At 51.5% G+C, this 23436-nt stretch carries 22 protein-coding genes; 15 read left to right on the top strand and 7 right to left on the bottom strand.

The window, feature by feature from the left end; translation table 11 throughout:
- The first annotated feature begins 5 nt into the window (after positions 1–5).
- A complete protein-coding gene (gene hybG / locus AACU94_RS00965) occupies positions 6–254 on the top strand; it encodes a hydrogenase maturation factor HybG (protein ID WP_000334896.1) in 249 nt (82 codons plus the stop codon).
- Positions 255–395: 141 nt separating this feature from the next.
- Here hybG and yghU read toward each other — a convergent pair whose 3' ends face one another.
- Positions 396–1262, bottom strand: coding sequence for a glutathione-dependent disulfide-bond oxidoreductase (gene yghU / locus AACU94_RS00970; RefSeq protein ID WP_126665286.1), 867 nt, complete (start codon positions 1260–1262; stop codon positions 396–398).
- A gap of 204 nt (positions 1263–1466) precedes the next feature.
- Here yghU and gss point away from each other — a divergent pair, with 204 nt between their 5' ends.
- Positions 1467–3326 (top strand): bifunctional glutathionylspermidine amidase/synthase, encoded by a 1860-nt coding sequence (gss, locus tag AACU94_RS00975; protein WP_135488757.1) that lies wholly within the window; start codon positions 1467–1469, stop codon positions 3324–3326.
- Between the two features lie 302 nt (positions 3327–3628).
- The gene (gene pitB, locus AACU94_RS00980; RefSeq protein WP_130223981.1) at positions 3629–5128 is read left to right on the top strand and encodes an inorganic phosphate transporter PitB; all 1500 of its coding nucleotides are present in this window, start codon (positions 3629–3631) and stop codon (positions 5126–5128) included.
- A 47-nt stretch (positions 5129–5175) separates the two neighbouring features.
- On the opposite strand, the gene AACU94_RS00985 is transcribed toward pitB, so the two are convergent.
- Positions 5176–5868 carry a dTMP kinase gene (locus AACU94_RS00985; RefSeq protein WP_130208019.1) on the bottom strand — a complete coding sequence of 231 codons (693 nt, stop codon included), beginning with the start codon at positions 5866–5868 and terminating at the stop codon, positions 5176–5178.
- A 173-nt stretch (positions 5869–6041) separates the two neighbouring features.
- Here AACU94_RS00985 and AACU94_RS00990 point away from each other — a divergent pair, with 173 nt between their 5' ends.
- From AACU94_RS00990 to lptG, 7 genes are read left to right on the top strand one after another with little or no spacing between them, the layout of a single operon-like run.
- The gene (locus tag AACU94_RS00990) at positions 6042–6755 is read left to right on the top strand and encodes a dTMP kinase (protein ID WP_135488758.1); all 714 of its coding nucleotides are present in this window, start codon (positions 6042–6044) and stop codon (positions 6753–6755) included.
- 31 nt (positions 6756–6786) lie between these two features.
- Complete coding sequence (locus AACU94_RS00995) at positions 6787–7545, top strand: hypothetical protein (protein WP_130218130.1); 759 nt, start codon at positions 6787–6789, stop codon at positions 7543–7545.
- Between the two features lie 46 nt (positions 7546–7591).
- The gene (locus AACU94_RS01000) at positions 7592–8944 is read left to right on the top strand and encodes a lipopolysaccharide biosynthesis protein (protein ID WP_130223985.1); all 1353 of its coding nucleotides are present in this window, start codon (positions 7592–7594) and stop codon (positions 8942–8944) included.
- Entirely contained in the window at positions 8941–9765 is an 825-nt protein-coding gene (locus AACU94_RS01005) for a hypothetical protein (protein WP_130223987.1), read from the top strand. Before AACU94_RS01000 ends, AACU94_RS01005 begins: the two co-directional genes overlap by 4 nt.
- 11 nt (positions 9766–9776) lie before the next feature.
- On the top strand, positions 9777–10334 hold the full coding sequence (locus AACU94_RS01010; RefSeq protein ID WP_130218311.1) for a YtfJ family protein: 558 nt from the start codon (positions 9777–9779) through the stop codon (positions 10332–10334).
- Positions 10335–10364: 30 nt separating this feature from the next.
- A complete protein-coding gene (lptF, locus tag AACU94_RS01015) occupies positions 10365–11435 on the top strand; it encodes an LPS export ABC transporter permease LptF (protein ID WP_130218124.1) in 1071 nt (356 codons plus the stop codon).
- Positions 11432–12511 (top strand): LPS export ABC transporter permease LptG, encoded by a 1080-nt coding sequence (gene lptG / locus AACU94_RS01020; RefSeq protein WP_130223991.1) that lies wholly within the window; start codon positions 11432–11434, stop codon positions 12509–12511. The genes lptF and lptG overlap by 4 nt, the downstream gene beginning before the upstream one ends.
- Before the next feature lie 34 nt (positions 12512–12545).
- Here the strand turns inward: lptG and spt are convergent, their stop codons facing one another.
- The 4 genes from spt to AACU94_RS01040 are packed head-to-tail and all read right to left on the bottom strand — an operon-like array spanning position 12546 to position 16630.
- On the bottom strand, positions 12546–13718 hold the full coding sequence (gene spt, locus AACU94_RS01025) for a serine palmitoyltransferase (protein ID WP_130223993.1): 1173 nt from the start codon (positions 13716–13718) through the stop codon (positions 12546–12548).
- Positions 13718–13966 carry an acyl carrier protein gene (locus AACU94_RS01030; RefSeq protein WP_001697422.1) on the bottom strand — a complete coding sequence of 83 codons (249 nt, stop codon included), beginning with the start codon at positions 13964–13966 and terminating at the stop codon, positions 13718–13720. Before AACU94_RS01030 ends, spt begins: the two co-directional genes overlap by 1 nt.
- A 31-nt stretch (positions 13967–13997) precedes the next feature.
- Positions 13998–14912 (bottom strand): NAD-dependent epimerase/dehydratase family protein, encoded by a 915-nt coding sequence (locus tag AACU94_RS01035; protein ID WP_135488759.1) that lies wholly within the window; start codon positions 14910–14912, stop codon positions 13998–14000.
- Positions 14909–16630: a fatty acyl-AMP ligase gene (locus AACU94_RS01040; RefSeq protein ID WP_240726414.1), complete on the bottom strand. Its 1722-nt coding sequence runs from the start codon at positions 16628–16630 to the stop codon at positions 14909–14911. The genes AACU94_RS01035 and AACU94_RS01040 overlap by 4 nt, the downstream gene beginning before the upstream one ends.
- A gap of 363 nt (positions 16631–16993) precedes the next feature.
- On the opposite strand from AACU94_RS01040, the gene yghO reads away from it, so the two are divergent.
- A complete protein-coding gene (gene yghO, locus AACU94_RS01045; protein ID WP_205713089.1) occupies positions 16994–18136 on the top strand; it encodes a protein YghO in 1143 nt (380 codons plus the stop codon).
- Between the two features lie 63 nt (positions 18137–18199).
- On the opposite strand, the gene glcC is transcribed toward yghO, so the two are convergent.
- A complete protein-coding gene (gene glcC, locus AACU94_RS01050) occupies positions 18200–18970 on the bottom strand; it encodes a transcriptional regulator GlcC (RefSeq protein WP_135488761.1) in 771 nt (256 codons plus the stop codon).
- Between the two features lie 250 nt (positions 18971–19220).
- Between glcC and glcD the strand changes: the two genes are divergently transcribed.
- From glcD to AACU94_RS01070, 4 genes are read left to right on the top strand one after another with little or no spacing between them, the layout of a single operon-like run.
- Positions 19221–20720 carry a glycolate oxidase subunit GlcD gene (gene glcD, locus AACU94_RS01055; RefSeq protein ID WP_135488762.1) on the top strand — a complete coding sequence of 500 codons (1500 nt, stop codon included), beginning with the start codon at positions 19221–19223 and terminating at the stop codon, positions 20718–20720.
- The gene (gene glcE / locus AACU94_RS01060) at positions 20720–21772 is read left to right on the top strand and encodes a glycolate oxidase subunit GlcE (protein WP_135488763.1); all 1053 of its coding nucleotides are present in this window, start codon (positions 20720–20722) and stop codon (positions 21770–21772) included. Before glcD ends, glcE begins: the two co-directional genes overlap by 1 nt.
- Positions 21773–21782: 10 nt before the next feature.
- On the top strand, positions 21783–23006 hold the full coding sequence (gene glcF, locus AACU94_RS01065; RefSeq protein ID WP_135488764.1) for a glycolate oxidase subunit GlcF: 1224 nt from the start codon (positions 21783–21785) through the stop codon (positions 23004–23006).
- A gap of 4 nt (positions 23007–23010) precedes the next feature.
- A complete protein-coding gene (locus AACU94_RS01070) occupies positions 23011–23415 on the top strand; it encodes a GlcG family protein (RefSeq protein ID WP_000853256.1) in 405 nt (134 codons plus the stop codon).
- Positions 23416–23436: the final 21 nt, after the last annotated feature.

Here is a 23436-nt window from a genome sequence, read left to right on the forward strand (position 1 = left end):
TAACAATGTGTATTGGCGTTCCAGGCCAGGTGCTGGCTGTCGGTGAAGATATTCACCAGCTTGCGCAGGTTGAAGTATGTGGTATCAAGCGTGACGTGAATATCGCCCTGATTTGCGAAGGTAACCCTGCCGATCTGCTGGGCCAGTGGGTACTGGTGCACGTCGGATTTGCCATGAGCATCATCGACGAAGATGAAGCCAAAGCCACATTAGACGCGCTGCGCCAAATGGATTACGACATTACCAGCGCGTGATGATTAAAGCCGGATGCTTTCGTAGGCCTGATAAGACGCGCGAGCGTCGCATCAGGCATTGTGCCTGATTGCCGGATGCGGCGTGAACGCCTTATCCGGCCTACATTGGTCTGGATGGCTTGCTGCGACGAACGGTAACCATTACCCCTGGCGCTTATCTTCCGTATTTGTCTCGAAATCACTGGCGTCATGGCGTTCATGCAACTGCTCGTTCAGCGGTCCGTTGGTGCGGTTAACAATACGCCCACGTTTCACTGCCGGACGTTCGCCCACTTCTTTCGCCCAGCGTTGCACGTGCTTATAACTGCCCGCATCAAGAAACTCTGCGGCATCATACACGCCGCCTAACACCACGTTGCCAAACCACGGCCAAATCGCCATATCCGCAATGGTGTACTCATCGCCCGCAACAAACTTATGCTGCGCCAGTTGCTTATCCAGCACGTCGAGCAGGCGCTTGGCTTCCATGGTAAAGCGGTTAATGGCGTACTCAATTTTCACTGGCGCGTAATGATAAAAGTGACCAAAACCACCGCCGAGGAACGGCGCAGCGCCCTGTAACCAGAACAACCAGTTCATCGTTTCAGTTCGCTTCGCCAGATCCTGCGGCAGGAAGTAGCCAAATTTCTCGGCCAGATAAAGCAGAATCGATCCTGACTCAAACACGCGGATCGGCGGGTTATGTGTATGATCGCGCAGAGCGGGAATTTTCGAGTTCGGGTTCACTTCGACAAAACCGCTGGAGAATTGATCGCCATCGCCAATGCGAATCAGCCACGCGTCGTACTCTGCGCCGGTGACGCCCAGCGCCAGCAGCTCCTCAAGCATAATCGTTACTTTCTGACCGTTCGGCGTTCCCAGCGAATAGAGTTGCAATGGGTGTTTGCCAACGGGCAGCGTTTTTTCATGTGTCGGACCAGAAACCGGGCGATTGATATTGGCGAACGCGCCGCCAGCGGATTTATCCCACGTCCAGACTTTCGCGGGCTGATAAGTATTGTCTGCCATAGTGAGTTGCCTTCTGAGTGGTAGTGTTGAAGCAGTGTAGCAGGTCACTTGCTGTGCAGAATGTGAATTTTTTAACCCTTTGCGCCAGCCGCTGCGTTGAGGTGTATGATAAGTCTAACCTCTGTCCGGTTAATGTCGCTGAGCAGGTAATCAGAGCACAACAATTACGCCAACTGCTTAGGTTGTATTGTTAAAGGTAAAGTGATGAGCAAAGGAACGACCAGCCAGGATGCCCCGTTCGGGACGTTATTGGGCTACGCCCCCGGTGGTGTAGCAATCTACTCTTCAGATTACAGTTCTCTCGATCCGCAGGAATACGAAGATGACGCCGTATTCCGTAGCTATATCGACGACGAATATATGGGCCACAAATGGCAATGCGTTGAGTTTGCTCGCCGTTTTCTCTTTCTGAACTACGGTGTGGTCTTCACTGACGTGGGCATGGCGTGGGAGATTTTCTCGCTGCGCTTCCTGCGTGAAGTGGTTAATGACAACATTCTGCCATTGCAGGCATTTCCTAACGGTTCGCCGCGTGCGCCGGTCGCGGGCGCGCTTCTTATCTGGGATAAAGGCGGTGAATTTAAAGACACCGGCCATGTCGCCATCATTACCCAATTGCATGGCAACAAAGTCCGTATTGCGGAACAGAACGTGATTCATTCCCCGTTGCCGCAAGGGCAACAGTGGACGCGCGAGCTGGAGATGGTGGTAGAAAACGGCTGCTATACCCTCAAAGACACCTTCGATGACACCACTATTCTGGGCTGGATGATCCAGACGGAAGATACTGAATACAGCTTACCGCAGCCGGAAATCGCAGGCGATTTGTTGAAGATCAGCGGAGCGCGCCTGGAAGACAAAGGCCAGTTTGACGGTAAATGGCTGGATGAAAAAGATCCGCTGCAAAACGCCTACGTGCAGGCCAACGGTCAGGTGATCAATCAGGATCCGTATCATTACTACACCATTACGGAGAGCGCCGAACAGGAACTGGTTAAAGCCACCAACGAGCTGCACCTGATGTATCTTCACGCCACCGATAAAGTGCTGAAAGATGACAACCTGCTGGCGTTGTTCGACATTCCGAAAATCCTCTGGCCGCGTTTGCGCCTCTCCTGGCAGCGTCGTCGCCACCATATGATCACCGGTCGTATGGATTTCTGTATGGATGAACGTGGCCTGAAGGTCTATGAATACAACGCCGATTCAGCCTCTTGTCATACTGAAGCGGGCTTGATCCTCGAACGCTGGGCGGAGCAGGGCTATAAAGGCAATGGCTTCAATCCGGCGGAAGGGCTGATTAACGAACTGGCTGGCGCGTGGAAACACAGTCGCGCGCGTCCATTTGTCCATATCATGCAGGACAAAGATATCGAGGAAAACTATCACGCGCAGTTTATGGAGCAGGCGCTGCAACAGGCGGGCTTTGAAACGCGTATCTTGCGCGGGCTAGATGAACTGGGCTGGGATGCTGCCGGACAACTGATTGATGGGGAAGGGCGACTGGTTAACTGCGTGTGGAAGACCTGGGCGTGGGAAACGGCGTTTGATCAGATTCGTGAAGTCAGTGACCGTGAATTTGCTGCGGTGCCAATTCGCACTGGTCACCCGCAAAATGAAGTGCGCCTGATCGACGTTCTGCTACGCCCGGAAGTGCTGGTCTTTGAACCGCTATGGACGGTGATCCCTGGCAACAAAGCGATTCTGCCAATTCTCTGGTCGCTGTTCCCGCATCATCGTTATCTGCTGGATACCGATTTCACTGTTAATGATGAACTGGTGAAAACTGGTTACGCCGTGAAACCGATTGCCGGTCGCTGTGGTAGCAATATCGACCTGGTCAGCCATCATGAAGAGGTGCTCGACCAAACCAGCGGTAAATTTGCCGAGCAGAAAAATATCTACCAGCAACTGTGGTGCCTGCCAAAAGTGGACGGTAAATACATTCAGGTATGTACCTTCACCGTGGGCGGCAACTACGGCGGGACGTGTTTGCGCGGCGATGAATCTCTGGTCATCAAAAAAGAGAGTGATATTGAACCGTTAATTGTGCTGAAAGAGTAATAGACTTTTTCGCAAACCCGTGCTGATTATCAAAAATAATCAGCACGGAAAATTGTTCATGGAATGCTCAAAATATTGAATATTGAAATACATTAACTTAATAAATTCACAATATGAATGTATTAATGATTGAAATGATTCGCCATTAATTATTTCTTAAAATTTTGAATAGCAACTTATTATCTGATACTAAAGAAATAACACTCTTTTTATCGTTAAAAAATGATATTTCACTTTGCCCACGCCGTTAAAGTCACTGATAATGCGTCCGTTCGTAAATTCAAAATGGCGTAATCTAATATATGCTAAATTTATTTGTTGGCCTTGATATATACACAGGGCTTTTGTTATTACTTGCTCTGGCATTTGTGTTGTTCTACGAAGCAATCAATGGTTTTCATGACACGGCGAATGCGGTGGCAACCGTTATTTATACTCGTGCCATGCAGCCACAACTTGCCGTGGTGATGGCGGCATTTTTTAACTTTTTTGGCGTATTGCTTGGCGGACTTAGCGTCGCCTATGCCATCGTCCATATGTTGCCAACCGATTTGTTGCTGAATATGGGGTCAACCCACGGTCTGGCGATGGTCTTTTCCATGCTGCTGGCGGCGATTATCTGGAACCTGGGAACGTGGTTCTTTGGTTTACCGGCCTCCAGTTCACACACATTGATTGGCGCGATTATCGGCATCGGCTTGACCAACGCGCTGTTAACCGGCTCGTCGGTGATGGATGCGTTAAACCTGCGTGAAGTGACCAAGATTTTCTCCTCGTTAATTGTCTCCCCCATCGTCGGCCTGGTCATTGCGGGTGGTCTGATTTTCCTGCTGCGCCGTTTCTGGAGCGGGACGAAAAAGCGTGACCGTATTCACCGCATTCCTGAAGATCGCAAAAAGAAAAAAGGCAAACGTAAGCCGCCATTCTGGACGCGTATTGCGCTGATTGTTTCCGCTGCGGGCGTGGCGTTTTCGCACGGCGCGAACGACGGGCAGAAAGGGATCGGCCTGGTGATGCTGGTGCTGGTGGGGATAGCGCCCGCTGGTTTCGTCGTCAATATGAATGCGTCTGGCTATGAAATTACCCGTACCCGCGATGCAGTGACTAACTTCGAACACTATCTGCAACAGCATCCTGAACTGCCGCAGAAGTTAATTGCGATGGAACCTCCATTGCCTGCGGCATCGACTGATGGCACGCAAGTGACGGAGTTTCACTGTCATCCGGCAAATACCTTTGATGCGATTGCGCGCGTTAAAACGATGCTGCCGGGCAATATGGAAAGCTACGAGCCGTTAAACGTAAGTCAACGCAGTCAGCTGCGCCGTATTATGCTTTGTATCTCTGATACCTCTGCGAAGCTGGCGAAACTGCCAGGCGTTAGCAAAGAAGACCAGAGCCTGCTGAAAAAACTGCGCAGCGATATGTTAAGCACCATTGAGTACGCTCCGGTGTGGATCATCATGGCGGTAGCACTGGCGTTGGGTATAGGCACCATGATTGGCTGGCGCCGTGTAGCGATGACCATCGGTGAGAAAATTGGTAAGCGCGGCATGACGTATGCGCAAGGGATGGCGGCGCAGATGACGGCGGCGGTATCTATCGGTCTTGCCAGTTATATTGGGATGCCTGTTTCCACAACTCACGTACTCTCTTCTGCGGTGGCGGGGACGATGGTGGTAGATGGCGGTGGGTTACAGCGTAAAACGGTAACCAGTATCCTGATGGCGTGGGTGTTTACCTTACCGGCGGCAATTTTTCTGTCTGGTAGTCTGTACTGGATTGCATTGCAGCTTATCTAACCTTCCTGTTAATGCCCGGTCCTGCGATCGGGCATTATCACTTCTGACTAGCGATAACCTCGCGCTGTCATAAAATCCATTATCGCTTTTTCCGCATCAACCAGCACTTGTTCCAGCGGTTGGTTGGCATCGATATCAACCAGTTGCGCGCCTCCAAAGGTTAACTTTGGCGTTATGGCAATTTTCTTCGCCAGAGATTCTCGTTTGTGGTCAGGCTTACGTGCGCAGGCCACGTCCAGGGAGACATTGAGTTTGATGACCAGATCGGGCTTATGGCTCGCCATCCAGTGAAATGCTTTACGTTCCTGACTTGCCAGCCATGACACAAACCGGCCACCTTCAACGTTAGGCGGGAACACCGTACCATCATAAGCGCCAGGAATCTGGTCCTGCGGATAACGGTCGGTCAAAACAATTAACCCGCGACGACGACAGGCAAGCATATGACGGAAGCGCAGTAAGCGGCGGGCGACAAACGCTGTAATTACCAGCGCCGGAACTGGTCCAGGTAATTTTTTTGCTGTTTTCACTTTATTGCGTTCAATAGATTTATTAAGCGACTTTCCCATTAAGGGCAGTTTTACCACTGCACGACCGACATTACCGGCTTGTTTTCCGAGATGAACTCTTTCTGCGGCGCCATATTTTTCGACAACGGTAATGAGATGTTCACACACCGTTGACTTGCCTGAACCATCACTACCAATAACGGCTATTAATGGAGGTGTTATTGACTGCATGAATATATCCTTAAATTTAAATATCCATCCAAAATATTTATCTGGTTAATATGTTTTTATGAAAGCGTAATTCAGGTCAATGTCACAATTAACCATTGTCACAATAAGGTTGAACGGATATTCTGAGCACGGACCACGTAATATTCAATACATTATTTGCTGCCGGGTTTTTCGTGAATCAACGTAATATGTCAATAATTAATTCCACGCCAGTGCGTGTTATTGCCATTGTAGGATGTGATGGTTCAGGTAAATCGACCCTCACGGCAAGCCTGGTGAATGAACTGGCAGCAATAATGCCAACAGAACACATTTATCTCGGGCAATCGTCCGGACGAATTGGCGAATGGATTTCACAGTTCCCTATAATTGGCGCCCCTTTTGGGCGTTATCTGCGGGGTAAGGCAGCTCATGTGCATGAAAAGCCCTCAACACCGCCCGGCAATATTACCGCGCTGGTTATCTATTCGCTTTCCTGCTGGCGTGCGTACAAGTTTCGCAAAATGTTGAGAAAAAGCCAGCATGGCTTTTTGTTGATTACCGACCGTTACCCGCAGGTTGAAGTCCCTGGCTTTCGTTTTGATGGCCCACAACTGGCTAAAACTAAAGGCGGTAATGGCTGGGTAAAAATGTTAAGGCAGCGCGAGCTGAAGCTGTACCAATGGATGGCGTCTTATTTGCCCGTATTGTTGATTCGTCTTGGCATTGATGAACAAACCGCGTTTTCGCGTAAACCTGACCATCAACTGGCAGCGTTACAGGAAAAAATCGCCGTTACGCCGCAACTGACTTTCAACGGCGCCAGGATCCTTGAACTGGATGGTCGGCAACCAGCCGATGAAATCCTGCAAGCGTCACTACGTGCAATTCACGCCGCACTTTCCTGATCACCAAAATGGATAGGGGATGATTTAAAGAATGGATGCACTACAAACGCAAGCTGTTAACAGCACTACCGCGCCGCAGCCCAGCTACATTCCGGGGCTAATTGCGGTGGTCGGGTGCGATGGCACCGGCAAATCCACGCTGACCACCGATCTGGTGAAATCATTGCAACAGCACTGGCAAACCGAGCGGCGCTATCTGGGGCTGCTCTCGGGCGAAGACGGTGACAAAATCAAACGATTACCGTTGGTTGGTGTCTGGCTGGAGCGGCGACTGGCGGCAAAATCCTCGAAAACCCAAAGCATGAAAACTCGCTCTCCGGCGCTCTGGGCGGCGGTGATTATGTACTGCTTCTCGCTGCGAAGAATGGCGAATCTGCGCAAGGTCCAGCGACTGGCGCAAAGCGGCGTTCTGGTGGTCAGCGATCGCTTTCCGCAGGCGGAAATTTCCGGTTTTTATTATGACGGGCCGGGGATTGGCGTCGAGCGCGCGACCGGGAAAATCAACCAATTTCTGGCGCAGCGCGAGCGACAGTTATACCAACAAATGGCGCAGTACCGTCCTGAATTAATCATTCGTTTGGGGATTGATATTGATACTGCCATTTCCCGCAAGCCTGACCATGACTATGCCGAGCTGCAGGACAAAATCGGCGTCATGTCGAAGATTGGCTATAACGGCACAAAAATTTTAGAGATTGATTCCAGAGCGCCCTACAGCGAAGTGCTGGAACAGGCACTGAAAGCGGTTTCTCTGGTTGCCATCGTTTCTGACCGCCGAAGTTTGACTTAAGGCAGGCTGGATATTTTTCATTTTTCAACGATAAGGTCAGGCTGAATTGGCAGGTTTTAACATCAAACATTGGTTTGCAGATGGAGCCTTTCGCACCATTATTCGTAACAGCGCCTGGTTAGGTTCCAGCAATGTCGTGAGTGCCTTGCTGGGCTTACTGGCGCTTTCGTGCGCCGGTAAAGGAATGACGCCAGCGATGTTTGGCGTACTTGTCGTCATACAGTCTTATGCCAAGTCGATTAGTGATTTTATTAAGTTTCAGACATGGCAGTTGGTGGTGCAGTACGGAACGCCAGCATTAACCAACAATAATCCCCAGCAATTCCGTAACGTTGTCTCATTTTCCTTCTCGCTGGATATCGTCAGCGGCGCGGTGGCGATTGTCGGCGGCATTGCCTTACTGCCATTCCTTTCCCATTCATTAGGTCTGGATGACCAAAGCTTTTGGCTGGCGGCGCTCTATTGCACGCTCATTCCTTCAATGGCTTCCTCCACGCCGACCGGCATTCTGCGTGCGGTTGATCGCTTCGACTTAATTGCTGTACAGCAGGCGACGAAACCTTTTCTGCGTGCGGCGGGCAGCGTAATAGCCTGGTATTTTAACTTTGGCTTTGCCGGATTTGTTATCGCCTGGTACGCATCGAATCTGGTTGGCGGCACCATGTACTGGTGGTTTGCCGCGCGCGAATTACGCCGCAGAAATATCCATAACGCGTTCAAATTGAATCTGTTTGAGTCTGCCCGACACATCAAAGGCGCATGGAGTTTTGTCTGGTCAACCAACATTGCCCATTCCATTTGGTCGGCGCGTAATTCATGTAGCACGGTACTGGTGGGGATCGTATTAGGGCCAGCTGCTGCCGGGTTATTTAAAATCGCCATGACATTCTTCGATGCCGCCGGGACGCCCGCCAGTTTGTTGGGTAAGAGTTTTTACCCTGAAGTCATGCGATTAGATCCACGAACCACCAGACCGTGGCTCCTGGGCGTGAAGTCTGGATTGCTGGCAGGTGGGATTGGCATTCTGGTGGCGCTGGCCGTGTTAATCGTTGGCAAGCCACTTATTTCACTGGTGTTTGGTGTTAAGTATCTCGAAGCGTATGACCTGATCCAGGTGATGCTCGGAGCCATTGTTATTTCGATGCTGGGTTTCCCACAGGAGTCATTATTGCTAATGGCAGGGAAACAGCGTGCTTTTCTCGTGGCACAAACCATCGCCTCTATCGGCTACATCGTGTTGCTGTTCATGTTCTGCCATCTGTTTGGCGTGCTGGGGGCAGCATTTGCTTACTTCGGTGGGCAATGTCTTGATGTGGTGCTCTCGTTAATTCCGACATTAAAGGCGTTCTTTCAACGCCATTTATTGGCCTATAACGCAGTGGGAGAAAAATCCCAATGATGAAAAAATATTTTCCACTTGAGGTCAGTGAGCGTTTATTTATCGCGGTCGAAGAAGATGATGTTGTTGACGCTCAAGTTAGCTTACCACCAACGATCGCACTGCGTTGTTCATCGGAAATTATTCATGATAATTATGCATTATGCCTGAGATTCTGGTTGGACGGCGTCAATCGCAAGGCGTTGCTCCACCTGACTCTGAAGCAGGCTAAAGGTGACTCTCTTACCGACGAAGAACGCAAACAGTATAAATACATGCGAGCGCGCTACAAGCATCTGCGTTTTGCGCAACGGCTGTATTTAAAGAAGCATCAGGCTGGTTTTTTATTTGGCAAAACGACCGTTTTTCTGGGGCGTTTTCAGGATGGTTTTCGTAACGGTAAGAAAAATATTGTGTCGTATTACGGCAACCTGTTACGTATTTATTTAAGCTCTCCTGTCTGGTGGCTGGTGAACTATTCATTACGCCATAGCCAGCTAGAAAGCGTTAATGGTTTTATCGCTTATCGGCAGAAGCAAATGCGCATCCTGAAAGAAATTATTGCCAGGCCGCAGCTAACCGGCAGGGAATTTCATGATGTGCGAAAAATCATCAGTCAGCAGGTTTCTTATTACGACACTCTAAGATCGCTTGATCCCGAAAATACAGAGGCGTTGCAGATTTCCCGCTTCCTGGCGGCCATTAATGGCCTGATGGGGGATAAGCACGACGACATGGTGGCGGATGATTTGGACAATCGCCAATCGTATGATGCGCCAGTGGCACTCGACAGCGATATTCGTCAGCGCTTAGAACTGCTGATTTCGCGTTTTCCGCTATAACCGGAGTAATGATGCCCTCTCGTCTGATTACTGCGCTGATATTTTCACTCTTCTCGTTCTGCGCTACTGCGCACAATTTCGTCATCGGAAAACCGGTCACACCTGTTTATATTCAGGACGGTGGCGAATTACTGCTCAAAAATGACGAAATTTACTATCAAAAGTGGAACAGCACGCAACTGAAAGGAAAAGTCCGCATTATTCAGTATATCGCCGGGCGAAAGTCAGCGAAGAAGAAGAACTCTCTGTTAATCAAAGCAGTAGAAACAGCAAACTTTCCTCAGGATCGTTTTCAGCCCACCACCATTGTGAACACCGATGATGCCATCTTTGGCACCGGCTATTTTGTGACAGGTAAAATTGAAAAAAATAAACGCCGTTATCCGTGGGCGCAATTCGTAATCGACGGCAGCGGTCTGGGGCGCGTTGCCTGGCAACTGCCGGAACAGAGTTCAACCATTCTGGTGCTGAATAAATACGGGCAAATTCAGTGGGCGAAGGACGGCAGCCTGACGCCAGAAGAAGTTGATCAGGTCATTGCGTTGGCGCAGAAGCTGATCAATGAATAAAAAACTCAAAGGATTGAGGGCGTTAGTGAGATGAAGCTGGTTGAACACTACATCATGCGTGGTACACGCCGTCTGGTGCTGATTATCGTTGGTTTTTTGATCTTTATCTTCGCCAGTTACTCTGCACAGCGTTACCTGACCGAAGCAGCCAATGGGACTTTAGCGCTTGATGTGGTACTTAATGTTGTTTTCTACAAAGTGCTGATAGCGCTTGAAATGTTACTCCCAGTGGGCCTGTATGTGTCAGTTGGCGTGACGCTAGGGCAGATGTATACCGACTCGGAAATTACCGCTATCTCTGCGGCGGGCGCCAGTCCCACACGTTTGTATAAAGCCGTTCTGTATCTGGCAATTCCATTAAGCATTTTTGTCACGCTGTTGTCGATGTATGGTCGGCCCTGGGCTTATGCGCAGATTTATCAACTGGAACAACAGTCGCAGTCGGAGCTGGATGTTCGCCAGTTGCGGGCAAAGAAATTTAACACTAACGATAACGGACGAATGATCCTTTCGCAGACGGTTGATCAAGACAATAATCGCCTGACTGACGCGCTGATTTACACCTCTACCGCCAATCGAACCCGCGTTTTCCGCGCCCGTTCGCTTGATGTTGTTGACCCCTCTCCGGAGAAGCCAACCGTTATGTTGCATACCGGCACGGCTTATATACTCGATCATCAGGGCAGTGACGACAACGAACAGATCTACCGTAATCTGCAGTTACATCTCAATCCACTGGATCAAAGTGCCAACGTCAAACGTAAAGCGAAATCGGTCGCGGAATTGGCGCGCTCTGTATTTCCTGCCGATCATGCCGAACTGCAATGGCGACAAAGCCGTGGCCTGACAGCGTTGTTAATGGCTCTGCTGGCTATTTCTTTAAGTCGGGTAAAACCGCGGCAAGGGCGATTTTCAACGTTACTGCCACTGACGTTGCTGTTTGTTGCCATTTTTTATGGCGGCGACGTCTGCCGTACGCTGGTGGCTAACGGCGCTATTCCCCTCATTCCTGGTTTGTGGTTAGTGCCCGGACTCATGCTAATGGGCCTGTTGATGCTGGTCGCACGCGACTTCTCCTTGCTGCAGAAATTTTCCCGATGAATGTTTTCAGTCGCTATTTAATCCGTTACCTCTTTCTCGGTTTTGCCGCCGCCGCAGGGCTATTGCTGCCGCTTTTTACCACCTTCAACCTGATTAACGAACTGGATGATGTCAGTCCGGGCGGTTATCGCTGGACTCAGGCAGTGCTGGTGGTGCTAATGACCTTACCGCGCACACTGGTCGAACTTTCGCCGTTTATCGCCTTATTGGGTGGGATTGTTGGTCTCGGGCAGTTATCGAAAAACAGTGAGCTTACCGCCATTCGCAGCACGGGGTTTTCTATCTTCCGTATTGCACTGGTGGCGCTGGTCGCCGGGATATTGTGGACTGTTTCGTTAGGCGCGATAGATGAGTGGGTGGCGTCGCCATTGCAGCAACAGGCGTTGCAAATCAAATCGACCGCCACCGCGTTGGGGGAGGACAATGACATTACTGGCAATATGCTGTGGGCCAGGCGCGGTAATGAATTTGTGACGGTGAAATCGCTAAACGAGCAGGGCCAGCCGGTGGGCGTGGAGATATTTCATTACCGCGACAATCTCTCGCTCGAATCCTACATTTATGCACGCAGCGCCACCATTGAAGACGACAAAACGTGGATCTTGCATGGTGTGAATCATAAAAAATGGCTGAATGGCAAAGAAACGCTGGAAACATTAGATAATCTTGCCTGGCAATCGGCCTTCACCAGTATGAATCTTGAAGAGTTATCGATGCCGGGGAATACTTTTTCTGTCCGTCAGCTTAATCATTACATCCATTATTTGCAGGAAACCGGGCAACCCAGCAGCGAATACCGCCTTGCACTGTGGGAAAAACTGGGGCAACCGATCTTAACCCTGGCGATGATTTTGCTGGCTGTACCGTTTACCTTTAGCGCCCCGCGCTCGCCAGGGATGGGTAGCCGTCTCGCTGTAGGCGTCATCGTTGGCTTACTCACTTGGATCAGCTACCAAATCATGGTCAATCTGGGATTGCTATTTGCGTTGAGCGCACCCGTTACCGCGCTCGGTTTACCGATAGCGTTTGTACTGGTGGCGTTGAGCCTGGTGTATTGGTATGACAGTCAACATTAAACCCGCCGTGGCGCAACACCACGGCGGGCTCACGTTACTGCTTCAGAGTAGCGAACGCCTGAATGATGGCATCAATTTGCTCGCGACTGTGGGCAGCATTAACGCTACAGCGCAGCAGCGTCATGCCCGCCGGCGCGGCAGGTGGCAGGATAAGATTCACATACACGCCCAGCGAAATAAGCTCACGCCAGATGCGTAAACCTTCCTCTTTCGAACTGATTATTACTGGCACTACTGGGCTAATATGTGAGCTTAACTCGTAACCCAGTTTTTGCAGACCGTCATACAGATGGTTGGCGTTATCCATCAGCTTTTGCCGCAGCTCTGGTTGAGTGGCAATGGTTCTTAACGACGAGCGCACGGTTGCAATGCAGGAAGGAGAAGGAGAGGCGGTAAAAATATACGGACGGCTGCCGTAGCGCAGCACTTCCATCGCTTCCGAACCCACGGCAAAACCACCAATAGAAGCCAGGCTTTTACTGAAGGTGCCAACGATAATATCCACATCATCTTCAACGCCGACAGCTTCAGCCAGTCCGCGCCCCGTTGCGCCTAACACGCCGAACGAGTGAGCTTCATCGACAATTAAATATCCGCCGAGACGACGTTTGATATCAACAATTTCCGCCAGCGGCGCAACGTCACCGAGCATACTGTAGATGCCTTCAACGATGATAATCGCCTCTTTTGCCCGTTCACCGAGGCGAACCATGCGACGCTCCAGATCGTTGGCGTCATTATGGCGGAAACGAATAATCTCCGCGCCGCCGAGAGAACAGGCGTCATAAATACTGGCGTGGCTGTCGGCATCCAACAACACCACGGCGTTATGGTCGGCGAGTGCGCTGATGACGCCCAAATTAGCGGTATAACCGGTTGAAAAAACGATAGCGGTAGGGCGATTGAAAAACTCGGCAATCTCTTTCTCTAACGCCAGATGCGGTGCATAACTGCCATTCGCCATACGTGAGCCGGTGGTGCCGGTGCCTTGCGTCGCTAACGCTGCTTGACCATCGGCGATGGCATCATGATTGAAGGTTAAACCGAGATAATTATTGGTCCCGGCCAGGATCACTTTTTTATTGCCGATACGCCCTTCGGTGGCGGAATACACTTCATCAATACAGGTGCCAAACGGCGTTAACCCGTTATCGCTAAATTGCAGTCGCTCGCCCGCAAGACGCGCATATTTATCGTATAGCCCCATTATTTATTCTCCAGCCATGGAAGTAGTGTTTCCATTAATTGCACAGGGGTTTTGACATCCAGCAGAATATTAATAGGAATGGAAATATCAAATCTGTCTTCAAGCATCATTAAGAGATCCATCACTTTGATCGACTCCAGGCCGAGATCGTTGACGAGATCGCTGTCAGGCTTAATTTCCACACCGTTTTCGACCAAATCCTGTAAACAGGAAAGGATGTAATCCATTACTATTTCACGATTTACCATAGAAACGTTAACACACCTTTAAACAAGACAATCAAAATAGCCCGTTGCGTAATGCGTGTTCCAGGCTAATCCCGGGAAACCAATTAATATCTTCAGAAATACGGTTATTACTTGCCGACCAGTCAACATGAGTTAATTCACCCAATTTTGAGCGGGTCAGCATAGGTTCTTTACCTGCCAGGCGACTCAACGCGGTACTGACATCTGCAAGGTAGGTGAGCAATGGCAGAGGAATGCCGACCATCCGTACAGCTCCTTGACGGGCGGCTGCGGCCAGTTGTTGCACGCGCTGCCAGTCATAGCCACCGGCGACACCATCACATAATTCATACGTTTGCGTCTGTACGGAATCGGTGCTTAACCACTGACCCACGGCTTGCGCGAAATCGGTGACGTGCAGGAAAGAGAGCTGTGTATCTGGTGCGCCCAGACGTGGCAGCAGGCCGCGCAGCATCCAGTCAAACAGCGGTTTTAACTCTTTATCGCCGGGACCATACACGGCTGTCGGGCGAAAAACGCCCAGCGTAATTTCGTCCGCCATTGCAGTCAGCCGTTGTTCGGCGACGTGTTTGGAATTTGCGTACCAGGAGAGTTCGGGATGGCGCGCCGCCAGCGAAGAGATAAACAGAAAACGTTGGCAAAAACCGCTCTCTTTTGCCGCCTGCATCAGGCGCAGGCTGCCGTCAACGTTACAGCGGGTAAAAATCTCTTCTTTGTGTCCGCGCACTTGTCCGGCGCAATGGACCACAGCACCGGCACCAGCAACCAACTCGCTAAGTGAATGCGTATCTTCCAGCGAACCGCGCACCCAGGTAACGTTATCGTTATGGTGAGCACGGGAAGTACGCGTCAATGCGCGGACGTGAAAGCCGCGGGCGAGCAGATTATCGATAATATATTTACCGATAAACCCGGTAGCGCCCGTCACCGCGACAGTTTGATTCATGCGAGAGATTCCTGCACATGGAAACTGGCGGCAACGGCTTTCTGATAACGTTTTTTGGCTTCTGCGCGGGCGGGCTTGCCGGAAGATGTGCGAGGAATGCTGTGGGGCGGTAACAGGTCGATAGCCGCGGTTACGCCAAATTCGCTTTGTATCCGCGCCGCCAGCGAGTGGATAAGCTGCGTGCGGCGCTCTGCGTCGCTGATCCGACACTGGATCTGCAAAATGATTTTTTCCTGGGCGGTAACAAACGCAATGGCATCGCCAGAGTGAATTTCTGGCTCCTGTTCCGCAATGTATTCGATATCCTGCGGCCAGATATTACGCCCACGAATAATAATCAGGTCTTTAATGCGCCCGGTGACATACAGATAACCGTCCAGCAGATAGCCGAGATCGCCGGTATCTAACCAGCCCGTCGCGGTAATTTCGTCTTGTGAAGCCTGATCGCCAAAGTAACCGCTCATCAGGCTGGGGCCGGAGATGCAAATATGGCCCACCACACGTTCCGCTACTGGTATACCTGCTTCATTACGGATTTCAATGCCATGTTCCGGCAACGCCTTACCACAGTTGACGAAAGTTGATACGGCACGTGTTTCAACACCTGGCGTCACGGCTTTACCCTGATATTCAAGGATGTCGCGATCCACTTCGTTAACCACAACCCCCGAGGCTTCATCGGAGAAGCTAACGGCCAGCGCGTTTTCTGCCAGTCCGTAGCAGGGCATAAAGGTTTTATCGTCAAAGTTAACCTGACGGAAACATTCAGCGAACTGATGGAGTTGTTCTGCTGAGATGGGTTCTGCGCCAATACCCGCAACGCGCCAGCAGGAAAGATCCAGTTCAGCGAGATCTTTTTCATTCACGCGGCGCTGGCACAATTCATAGCCAAACGGCGGCGCAACGGAAACCGTGCCATGATTTTTACTGATCAATTTAAGCCATTGGAGTGGGCGCATGGCAAAATCCTGGGTACGTAAATAATCCACCGAAAGCTGCGTGGCGACAGGTGTCAGGAGAAAACCGACCAGCCCCATATCATGGTAGAAAGGCAGCCAGGAGACACAGCGATCGCCCGGACGTAATTTAATGCCGTCGTGGCTGATGGCCCGTAGATTGGCCATCACTTCGCGGTGAGTGATGATAACGCCACGGGGAAAACGGGTGCTGCCGGAGGTGTACTGGAGGTAGGCGATATCGTCTGGAACTGGACGCTGGAGTGCAACATCGGCTTCTGGTAATGCCTTAAACCAGGCGTGGCTTAAAACATGTAATTTGGGGTTGTCATGCGTCGCGGCATTGACCAGCGGCAACCATTCATCGCCAGTGATTATCGCGGCTGGTTGGCAGCTTGCCAGTAAACCTTGCAGTTTGGTGCTCCAGGAATCACGCTGACCGACGCCCATTGGAATCGCCAATGGTACGGCAACTAATCCAGCATACTGGCAGGCAAAAAATGCCTCGACAAACCCGCTACTGGTTTCGGCAATCAGCGCCACGCGATCGCCTTTTTTCAGGTTCAGCGATAGCAGCCGCTTTGCTCCTGTTTCGGCGCGCACGTTTAGTGTCTGATATTCCAATTTTTCTTCAAGTTGGCAACGCCTGTCATAAAAACTCATTCCGGCGCTTCCCAGCGCGGCATAGTCCAAAGCATCAACAAGCGTTGGAAAATCGGCATAGCGCATAGGCAGGGAATGCGTAAAAATTTTATTGGACATATACACCACGAAAAAATTGGATATCAAAAATAAAGTGACAATAATGCGGTGGATTATATATGCATAAAAGATAAATGAGATAGTATTTTCATTGGTGTGATATTGAACATTGATTTAAATAATGCTTTAAATCTTAACTCTGTTTATTGTGAATAATATTTAATTGATGAATATATTAAGATAATGCTCTGGCGGGTCGCATTAAGTCCACAATAGTCATGTTGATCGGCTAATGGTAGCTCTGGTTTATCGTAATTATTCATAAATATTATTTTATTTTTTCTTGTATTCACCGAATGGATTTTTAAGGTGCCGTCCGTTGCTGTTTATTTTCAGCATTAATTATTTGTTATCCACTAAGATATGGAATGCGATCTGCTGATGATTAAAATTGAAAAAGTAATAAATAAAAACGACTTAAAAGCATTTATCGCTTTTCCGTCGTCACTTTATCCCGATGATCCGAACTGGATCCCTCCTTTATTCATTGAACGCAGCGAGCATCTGTCAGCGAAGAATCCGGGGACGGACCATATCATCTGGCAGGCATGGGTGGCGAAAAAAGAAGGGCAGGTAGTAGGGCGCATTACCGCGCAAATCGATACCTTACACCGCGAGCGTTACGGCGAAGATACCGGTCATTTCGGCATGATTGACGCCATTGATGACTCGCAGGTTTTTGCCGCGTTGTTTGGCGCAGCGGAAGCGTGGTTGAAGTCACAAGGTGCAAGCAAGATCAGCGGACCTTTTAGCCTGAATATCAATCAGGAAAGTGGATTACTGATTGAAGGTTTCGATACACCTCCCTGCGCGATGATGCCGCACGGTAAACCGTGGTATGCCGCGCATATTGAACAACTGGGTTATCACAAAGGTATTGATTTACTGGCGTGGTGGATGCAGCGAACCGATCTCACTTTCTCTCCGGCGCTAAAAAAACTGATGGATCAGGTGCGCAAAAAGGTGACCATTCGCTGCATCAATCGTCAGCGGTTTGCCGAAGAGATGCAGATCCTGCGTGAGATTTTCAACTCCGGCTGGCAGCACAACTGGGGATTTGTGCCGTTTACCGAACATGAATTTGCGACCATGGGCGATCAACTTAAGTATCTGGTGCCGGACGATATGATCTACATCGCCGAGATTGATTCTGCACCCTGCGCGTTTATTGTCGGCTTACCGAACATCAACGAGGCGATTGCCGATCTGAACGGATCGCTCTTTCCCTTCGGCTGGGCAAAATTGCTGTGGCGCTTGAAAGTCAGCGGTGTGCGGACCGCGCGAGTGCCGCTAATGGGGGTTCGCGACGAGTATCAGTTCAGCCGCATCGGCCCGGTGATTGCTCTGTTATTGATTGAAGCCTTACATGATCCGTTTGCCCGCCGGAATATCGATGCGCTGGAGATGTCATGGATCCTCGAAACCAATACAGGCATGAATAACATGCTGGAACGCATTGGGGCGGAGCCGTACAAGCGTTACCGCTTGTATGAAAAGCAGATTTAACTCCAGATCCCATTAAGCGCACAAGACAGCCCCCTCGCCTCGGGGATAGGTGGAAAACGCTGCTCACATCCCCCCTTTGTTTATCTCCAGCGGCACCGCCGAACGAATCAAATGGTGGCCTTCCAGCTCGATATCGTGGAGATTCTTTTTCACGGTCCGCACATGATCGCGGGCGGCGCGCTGGGCGACATGCGGGAGTCGCTGCAACACCGCGTTATAGATCCGCGCATGCTGGCGATCGATCTGCTTTTTTTGCTGTGGTCGATGGTAGAGATTATTCACGCTGGCAAACACCGAATTAAACATCAGATCGGTCAATGATTGCAGCGTAAACACCAGCACCTGATTGTGGGAAGCCTGACAAATGGCGAGATGGAAAGCGTGATCCAGCTGTGCATGTTCGATCAGCGAAAGCTCTTTGTTGTGCTCACTGGCGGCGAGCATTTTTTCATAACAGCGGGTTATCAAAACAAAATCAGCCTGGGTTCCCAGCGTAGCCGCCAACCTTGCCGATTCGCCTTCCAGCAATGCGCGAACATCAAGCAGATCGTACAGCGTTCGCGGCTGCGTGCTGAACAGATGAATTAGCGGGCTGGTGTCCTGCACCCGATTAAGCCGTGCGACACGAGAATCGCGACCCTGCGCTGTTTCAATAATCCCGCGCCCGCGCAGCACGGTCAGCCCTTCACGCAGTGCGGAACGCGAGAAGCCGAGCTTTTCACACAGTCGACGCTCCGAAGGAAGCGGCTGCCCGACCTTCAGCACGCCGTCGATAATTAACCGTTCGATACTTTCAGCAACTACTTCGCAAATAGGGCGACGTTCATCTTTCATTCCCGGACCTCGTGCACAGGTAGGACCAATTTTTCTGTTCTTAACTCGCAAAACACGCACATCACGCAAGTGATTATGTTACATCAATTTAACATTAAGTTAACCAATGCGAAGTCACAGAGCTGGAAAAAAAATGGTCTGACCGGTAGCTAAAGAGATAGACGAAAACGAAAAGCCCGCTTAATAACTGTTCACAGAAGCAGCGCGCAAAAATCAGCTGCCACACAACACAACAAAGCGAACCCTACTCATGAGCATCTTGTACGAAGAGCGTCTTGATGGCGCTTTACCCGATGTCGACCGCACATCGGTACTGATGGCACTGCGTGAGCATGTCCCTGGACTGGAGATCCTGCATACCGATGAGGAGATCACTCCTTACGAGTGTGACGGGTTGAGCGCGTATCGCACGCGTCCATTACTGGTTGTTCTGCCTAAGCAGATGGAACAGGTGACGGCGATTCTGGCTGTGTGCCACCGCCTGCGTGTGCCGGTGGTGACCCGTGGCGCAGGCACCGGGCTTTCTGGCGGCGCGCTGCCGCTGGAAAAAGGTGTGTTGTTGGTGATGGCGCGCTTTAAAGAGATCCTCGACATTAACCCCGTCGGGCGCCGTGCGCGCGTGCAGCCGGGCGTGCGTAACCTGGCGATCTCCCAGGCCGTAGCGGCGCATAATCTCTATTACGCGCCGGATCCTTCCTCACAAATCGCCTGTTCGATTGGCGGCAATGTGGCGGAAAATGCTGGTGGCGTCCACTGCCTGAAATATGGTCTGACCGTACATAACCTGCTGAAAATTGAAGTGCAAACGCTGGACGGCGAGGCGCTGACGCTGGGATCGGACGCGCTGGATTCACCTGGTTTTGACCTGCTGGCGCTGTTCACCGGATCGGAAGGTATGCTCGGCGTGACCACCGAAGTAACGGTAAAACTGCTGCCGAAGCCGCCCGTGGCGCGCGTGTTGTTAGCCAGCTTTGACTCGGTAGAAAAAGCCGGACTTGCGGTTGGTGACATCATCGCTAATGGCATTATCCCCGGCGGGCTGGAGATGATGGATAACCTGTCGATCCGCGCGGCGGAAGATTTTATTCATGCCGGTTATCCCGTCGACGCCGAAGCGATTTTGTTATGCGAGCTGGACGGCGTGGAGTCTGATGTACAGGAAGACTGCGAGCGGGTTAACGACATCTTGTTGAAAGCGGGCGCGACTGACGTCCGTCTGGCACAGGACGAAGCAGAGCGCGTACGTTTCTGGGCTGGCCGCAAGAACGCCTTTCCGGCGGTGGGGCGCATCTCCCCGGATTACTACTGCATGGATGGCACCATCCCGCGTCGCGCCCTGCCTGGCGTACTGGAAGGCATTGCCCGTTTATCGCAGCAATATGATTTACGCGTCGCCAACGTCTTTCATGCCGGAGACGGCAACATGCACCCGTTAATCCTTTTCGATGCCAACGAACCCGGCGAATTTGCCCGCGCGGAAGAGCTGGGCGGGAAGATCCTCGAACTCTGCGTTGAAGTTGGCGGCAGCATCAGTGGGGAACATGGCATCGGGCGCGAAAAAATCAATCAAATGTGCGCCCAGTTCAACAGCGATGAAATCACGACCTTCCATGCGGTCAAGGCGGCGTTTGATCCCGATGGTTTGCTGAACCCAGGGAAAAACATTCCCACGCTACACCGCTGTGCTGAATTTGGTGCCATGCACGTACATCACGGTCATTTACCTTTCCCTGAACTGGAGCGTTTCTGATGCTACGCGAGTGTGATTACAGCCAGGCGCTGCTGGAACAGGTGAATCAGGCGATTAGTAATAAAGCGCCGCTGGTGATTCAGGGAAGCAATAGCAAAGCCTTTTTAGGTCGCCCTGTCACCGGGCAAACGCTGGATGTGCGTTGTCATCGCGGCATTGTTAATTACGACCCGACCGAGCTGGTGATCACCGCGCGTGCCGGAACGCCGCTGGTGGCGATTGAAGCGGCGCTGGAGAGCGCCGGGCAAATGCTCCCCTGCGAGCCGCCGCATTATGGTGAAGAAGCTACCTGGGGCGGGATGGTCGCCTGCGGGCTGGCGGGGCCGCGTCGCCCGTGGAGCGGTTCGGTCCGCGATTTTGTCCTCGGCACGCGCATCATTACCGGCACAGGAAAACATCTGCGTTTTGGCGGCGAAGTGATGAAAAACGTTGCCGGATACGATCTCTCGCGATTAATGGCCGGAAGCTACGGTTGTCTTGGCGTGCTCACTGAAATCTCAATGAAAGTGTTACCGCGACCGCGCGCCACCCTGAGCCTGCGTCGGGAAATCAGCCTGCAAGAAGCCATGAGTGAAATCGCCCAGTGGCAACTTCAGCCGCTACCCATTAGTGGCTTATGTTACTTCGACAACGCGTTGTGGATCCGTCTTGAAGGCGGTGAAGGATCGGTGAAAGCGGCACGTGAACTGCTGGGTGGCGAAGAGGTTGCGGATCAGTTCTGGCAGCAATTGCGTGAACAACAACTGCCGTTCTTCTCGTTACCAGGTACCTTATGGCGCATTTCATTACCCAGCGATGCGCCGATGATGGATTTACCCGGCGAACAACTGATCGACTGGGGCGGGGCGTTACGCTGGCTGAAATCGACAGCCGATGACAATCAAATCCATCGCATCGCCCGCAACGCTGGCGGTCATGCGACCCGCTTTAGTGCCGGAGATGGCGGCTTTGCCCCGCTACCGGCTCCTTTATTGCGCTATCACCAGCAGCTTAAACAGCAGCTCGACCCTTGCGGCGTGTTTAACCCCGGTCGCATGTACGCGGAACTTTGAGGAGCAGGCTATGCAAACCCGGTTAACCGAAGAGATGCGGCAGAACGCGCGTGCGCTGGAAGCCGACAGCATCCTGCGCGCCTGTGTTCACTGCGGATTTTGTACCGCAACCTGCCCAACCTATCAGCTTCTGGGCGATGAACTGGACGGGCCGCGCGGGCGCATCTATCTGATTAAACAGGTGCTGGAAGGCAACGAAGTCACGCTTAAAACACAGGAGCATCTCGATCGCTGTCTCACTTGCCGCAATTGTGAAACCACCTGTCCTTCTGGTGTGCGCTATCACAATTTGCTGGATATCGGGCGTGATATTGTCGAGCAGAAAGTGAAACGCCCACTGCCGGAGCGAATGCTGCGCGAAGGATTGCGCCAGGTAGTGCCGCGTCCGGCGGTCTTTCGCGCATTGACGCAGGTAGGGCTGGTGCTGCGACCGTTTTTGCCAGAACAGATAAAAGCAAAATTGCCCGCCGAAATGGTGAAAGCTAAACCGCGTCCACCGCTGCGCCATAAGCGTCGGGTTTTAATGCTGGAAGGCTGCGCCCAGCCTACGCTTTCGCCCAACACCAACGCGGCAACTGCGCGAGTATTGGATCGTCTGGGGATCAGCGTCACGCCAGCTAATGAAGCAGGCTGTTGTGGCGCGGTGGACTATCATCTTAATGCGCAAGAGAAAGGGCTAGCGCGGGCGCGAAATAATATTGATGCCTGGTGGCCCGCGATTGAAGCAGGTGCCGAGGCAATTTTGCAGACTGCCAGCGGCTGCGGTGCGTTTGTCAAAGAGTACGGGCAGATGCTGAAAAACGATGCGCTGTATGCCGATAAAGCGCGTCAGGTCAGTGAGCTGGCGGTCGATTTAGTCGAACTTCTGCGCGAGGAACCGCTGGAAAAACTGGCAATTCGCGGCGATAAAAAACTGGCCTTCCACTGCCCGTGTACCCTACAACATGCGCAAAAGCTGAACGGCGAAGTGGAAAAAGTGTTACTTCGTCTTGGATTTACCTTAACGGACGTTCCCGACAGCCATCTGTGCTGCGGGTCGGCGGGAACGTATGCATTAACGCATCCCGATCTGGCGCGCCAGCTGCGGGATAACAAAATGAATGCGCTGGAAAGCGGCAAACCGGAAATGATCGTCACCGCCAACATTGGTTGCCAGACGCATCTGGCGAGCGCCGGTCGAACCTCTGTGCGTCACTGGATTGAAATTGTAGAACAAGCCCTTGAAAAGGAATAACAAAATGAAAACTAAAGTCATTCTTAGCCAGCAAATGGCGAGTGCAATTATTGCCGCAGGTCAGGAAGAGGCGCAGAAAAATAACTGGTCTGTTTCCATTGCTGTTGCCGATGACGGCGGTCATCTGCTGGCGTTAAGTCGCATGGACGATTGCGCGCCGATTGCGGCTTACATCTCCCAGGAGAAAGCGCGTACCGCCGCGCTGGGGCGTCGTGAAACTAAGGGCTATGAAGAGATGGTGAACAACGGACGTACCGCGTTCGTGACTGCGCCGTTACTGACGTCGCTGGAAGGTGGCGTACCGGTTGTTGTTGATGGACAAATTATTGGTGCCGTGGGCGTTTCTGGTTTAACCGGAGCACAGGATGCGCAGGTCGCGAAAGCGGCAGCAGCGGTGTTGGCGAAATAAGCGAAAACGAGGAGATAAACA

Origin of the sequence: Escherichia sp. E4702 (assembly GCF_963883545.1) — a bacterium.
In the GTDB taxonomy this organism is placed as follows: domain Bacteria; phylum Pseudomonadota; class Gammaproteobacteria; order Enterobacterales; family Enterobacteriaceae; genus Escherichia.

Bases quoted from the DNA above. Each gene is read 5' to 3' on its own strand.
- glcC (WP_135488761.1), bottom strand. From the start codon at position 18,970: ATGAAAGATGAACGTCGCCCTATTTGCGAAGTAGTTGCTGAAAGTATC.
- AACU94_RS01030 (WP_001697422.1), bottom strand. From the start codon at position 13,966: ATGGTAAATCGTGAAATAGTAATGGATTACATCCTTTCCTGTTTACAG.
- yghO (WP_205713089.1), top strand. From the start codon at position 16,994: ATGGAATGCGATCTGCTGATGATTAAAATTGAAAAAGTAATAAATAAA.
- glcF (WP_135488764.1), top strand. From the start codon at position 21,783: ATGCAAACCCGGTTAACCGAAGAGATGCGGCAGAACGCGCGTGCGCTG.
- lptG (WP_130223991.1), top strand. From the start codon at position 11,432: ATGAATGTTTTCAGTCGCTATTTAATCCGTTACCTCTTTCTCGGTTTT.
- AACU94_RS01010 (WP_130218311.1), top strand. From the start codon at position 9,777: ATGCCCTCTCGTCTGATTACTGCGCTGATATTTTCACTCTTCTCGTTC.
- hybG (WP_000334896.1), top strand. From the start codon at position 6: ATGTGTATTGGCGTTCCAGGCCAGGTGCTGGCTGTCGGTGAAGATATT.
- gss (WP_135488757.1), top strand. From the start codon at position 1,467: ATGAGCAAAGGAACGACCAGCCAGGATGCCCCGTTCGGGACGTTATTG.
- spt (WP_130223993.1), bottom strand. From the start codon at position 13,718: ATGGGGCTATACGATAAATATGCGCGTCTTGCGGGCGAGCGACTGCAA.
- AACU94_RS01005 (WP_130223987.1), top strand. From the start codon at position 8,941: ATGATGAAAAAATATTTTCCACTTGAGGTCAGTGAGCGTTTATTTATC.
- AACU94_RS01070 (WP_000853256.1), top strand. From the start codon at position 23,011: ATGAAAACTAAAGTCATTCTTAGCCAGCAAATGGCGAGTGCAATTATT.
- AACU94_RS00995 (WP_130218130.1), top strand. From the start codon at position 6,787: ATGGATGCACTACAAACGCAAGCTGTTAACAGCACTACCGCGCCGCAG.
- lptF (WP_130218124.1), top strand. From the start codon at position 10,365: ATGAAGCTGGTTGAACACTACATCATGCGTGGTACACGCCGTCTGGTG.
- AACU94_RS01040 (WP_240726414.1), bottom strand. From the start codon at position 16,630: ATGTCCAATAAAATTTTTACGCATTCCCTGCCTATGCGCTATGCCGAT.
- glcD (WP_135488762.1), top strand. From the start codon at position 19,221: ATGAGCATCTTGTACGAAGAGCGTCTTGATGGCGCTTTACCCGATGTC.
- yghU (WP_126665286.1), bottom strand. From the start codon at position 1,262: ATGGCAGACAATACTTATCAGCCCGCGAAAGTCTGGACGTGGGATAAA.
- AACU94_RS00985 (WP_130208019.1), bottom strand. From the start codon at position 5,868: ATGCAGTCAATAACACCTCCATTAATAGCCGTTATTGGTAGTGATGGT.
- pitB (WP_130223981.1), top strand. From the start codon at position 3,629: ATGCTAAATTTATTTGTTGGCCTTGATATATACACAGGGCTTTTGTTA.
- glcE (WP_135488763.1), top strand. From the start codon at position 20,720: ATGCTACGCGAGTGTGATTACAGCCAGGCGCTGCTGGAACAGGTGAAT.
- AACU94_RS01035 (WP_135488759.1), bottom strand. From the start codon at position 14,912: ATGAATCAAACTGTCGCGGTGACGGGCGCTACCGGGTTTATCGGTAAA.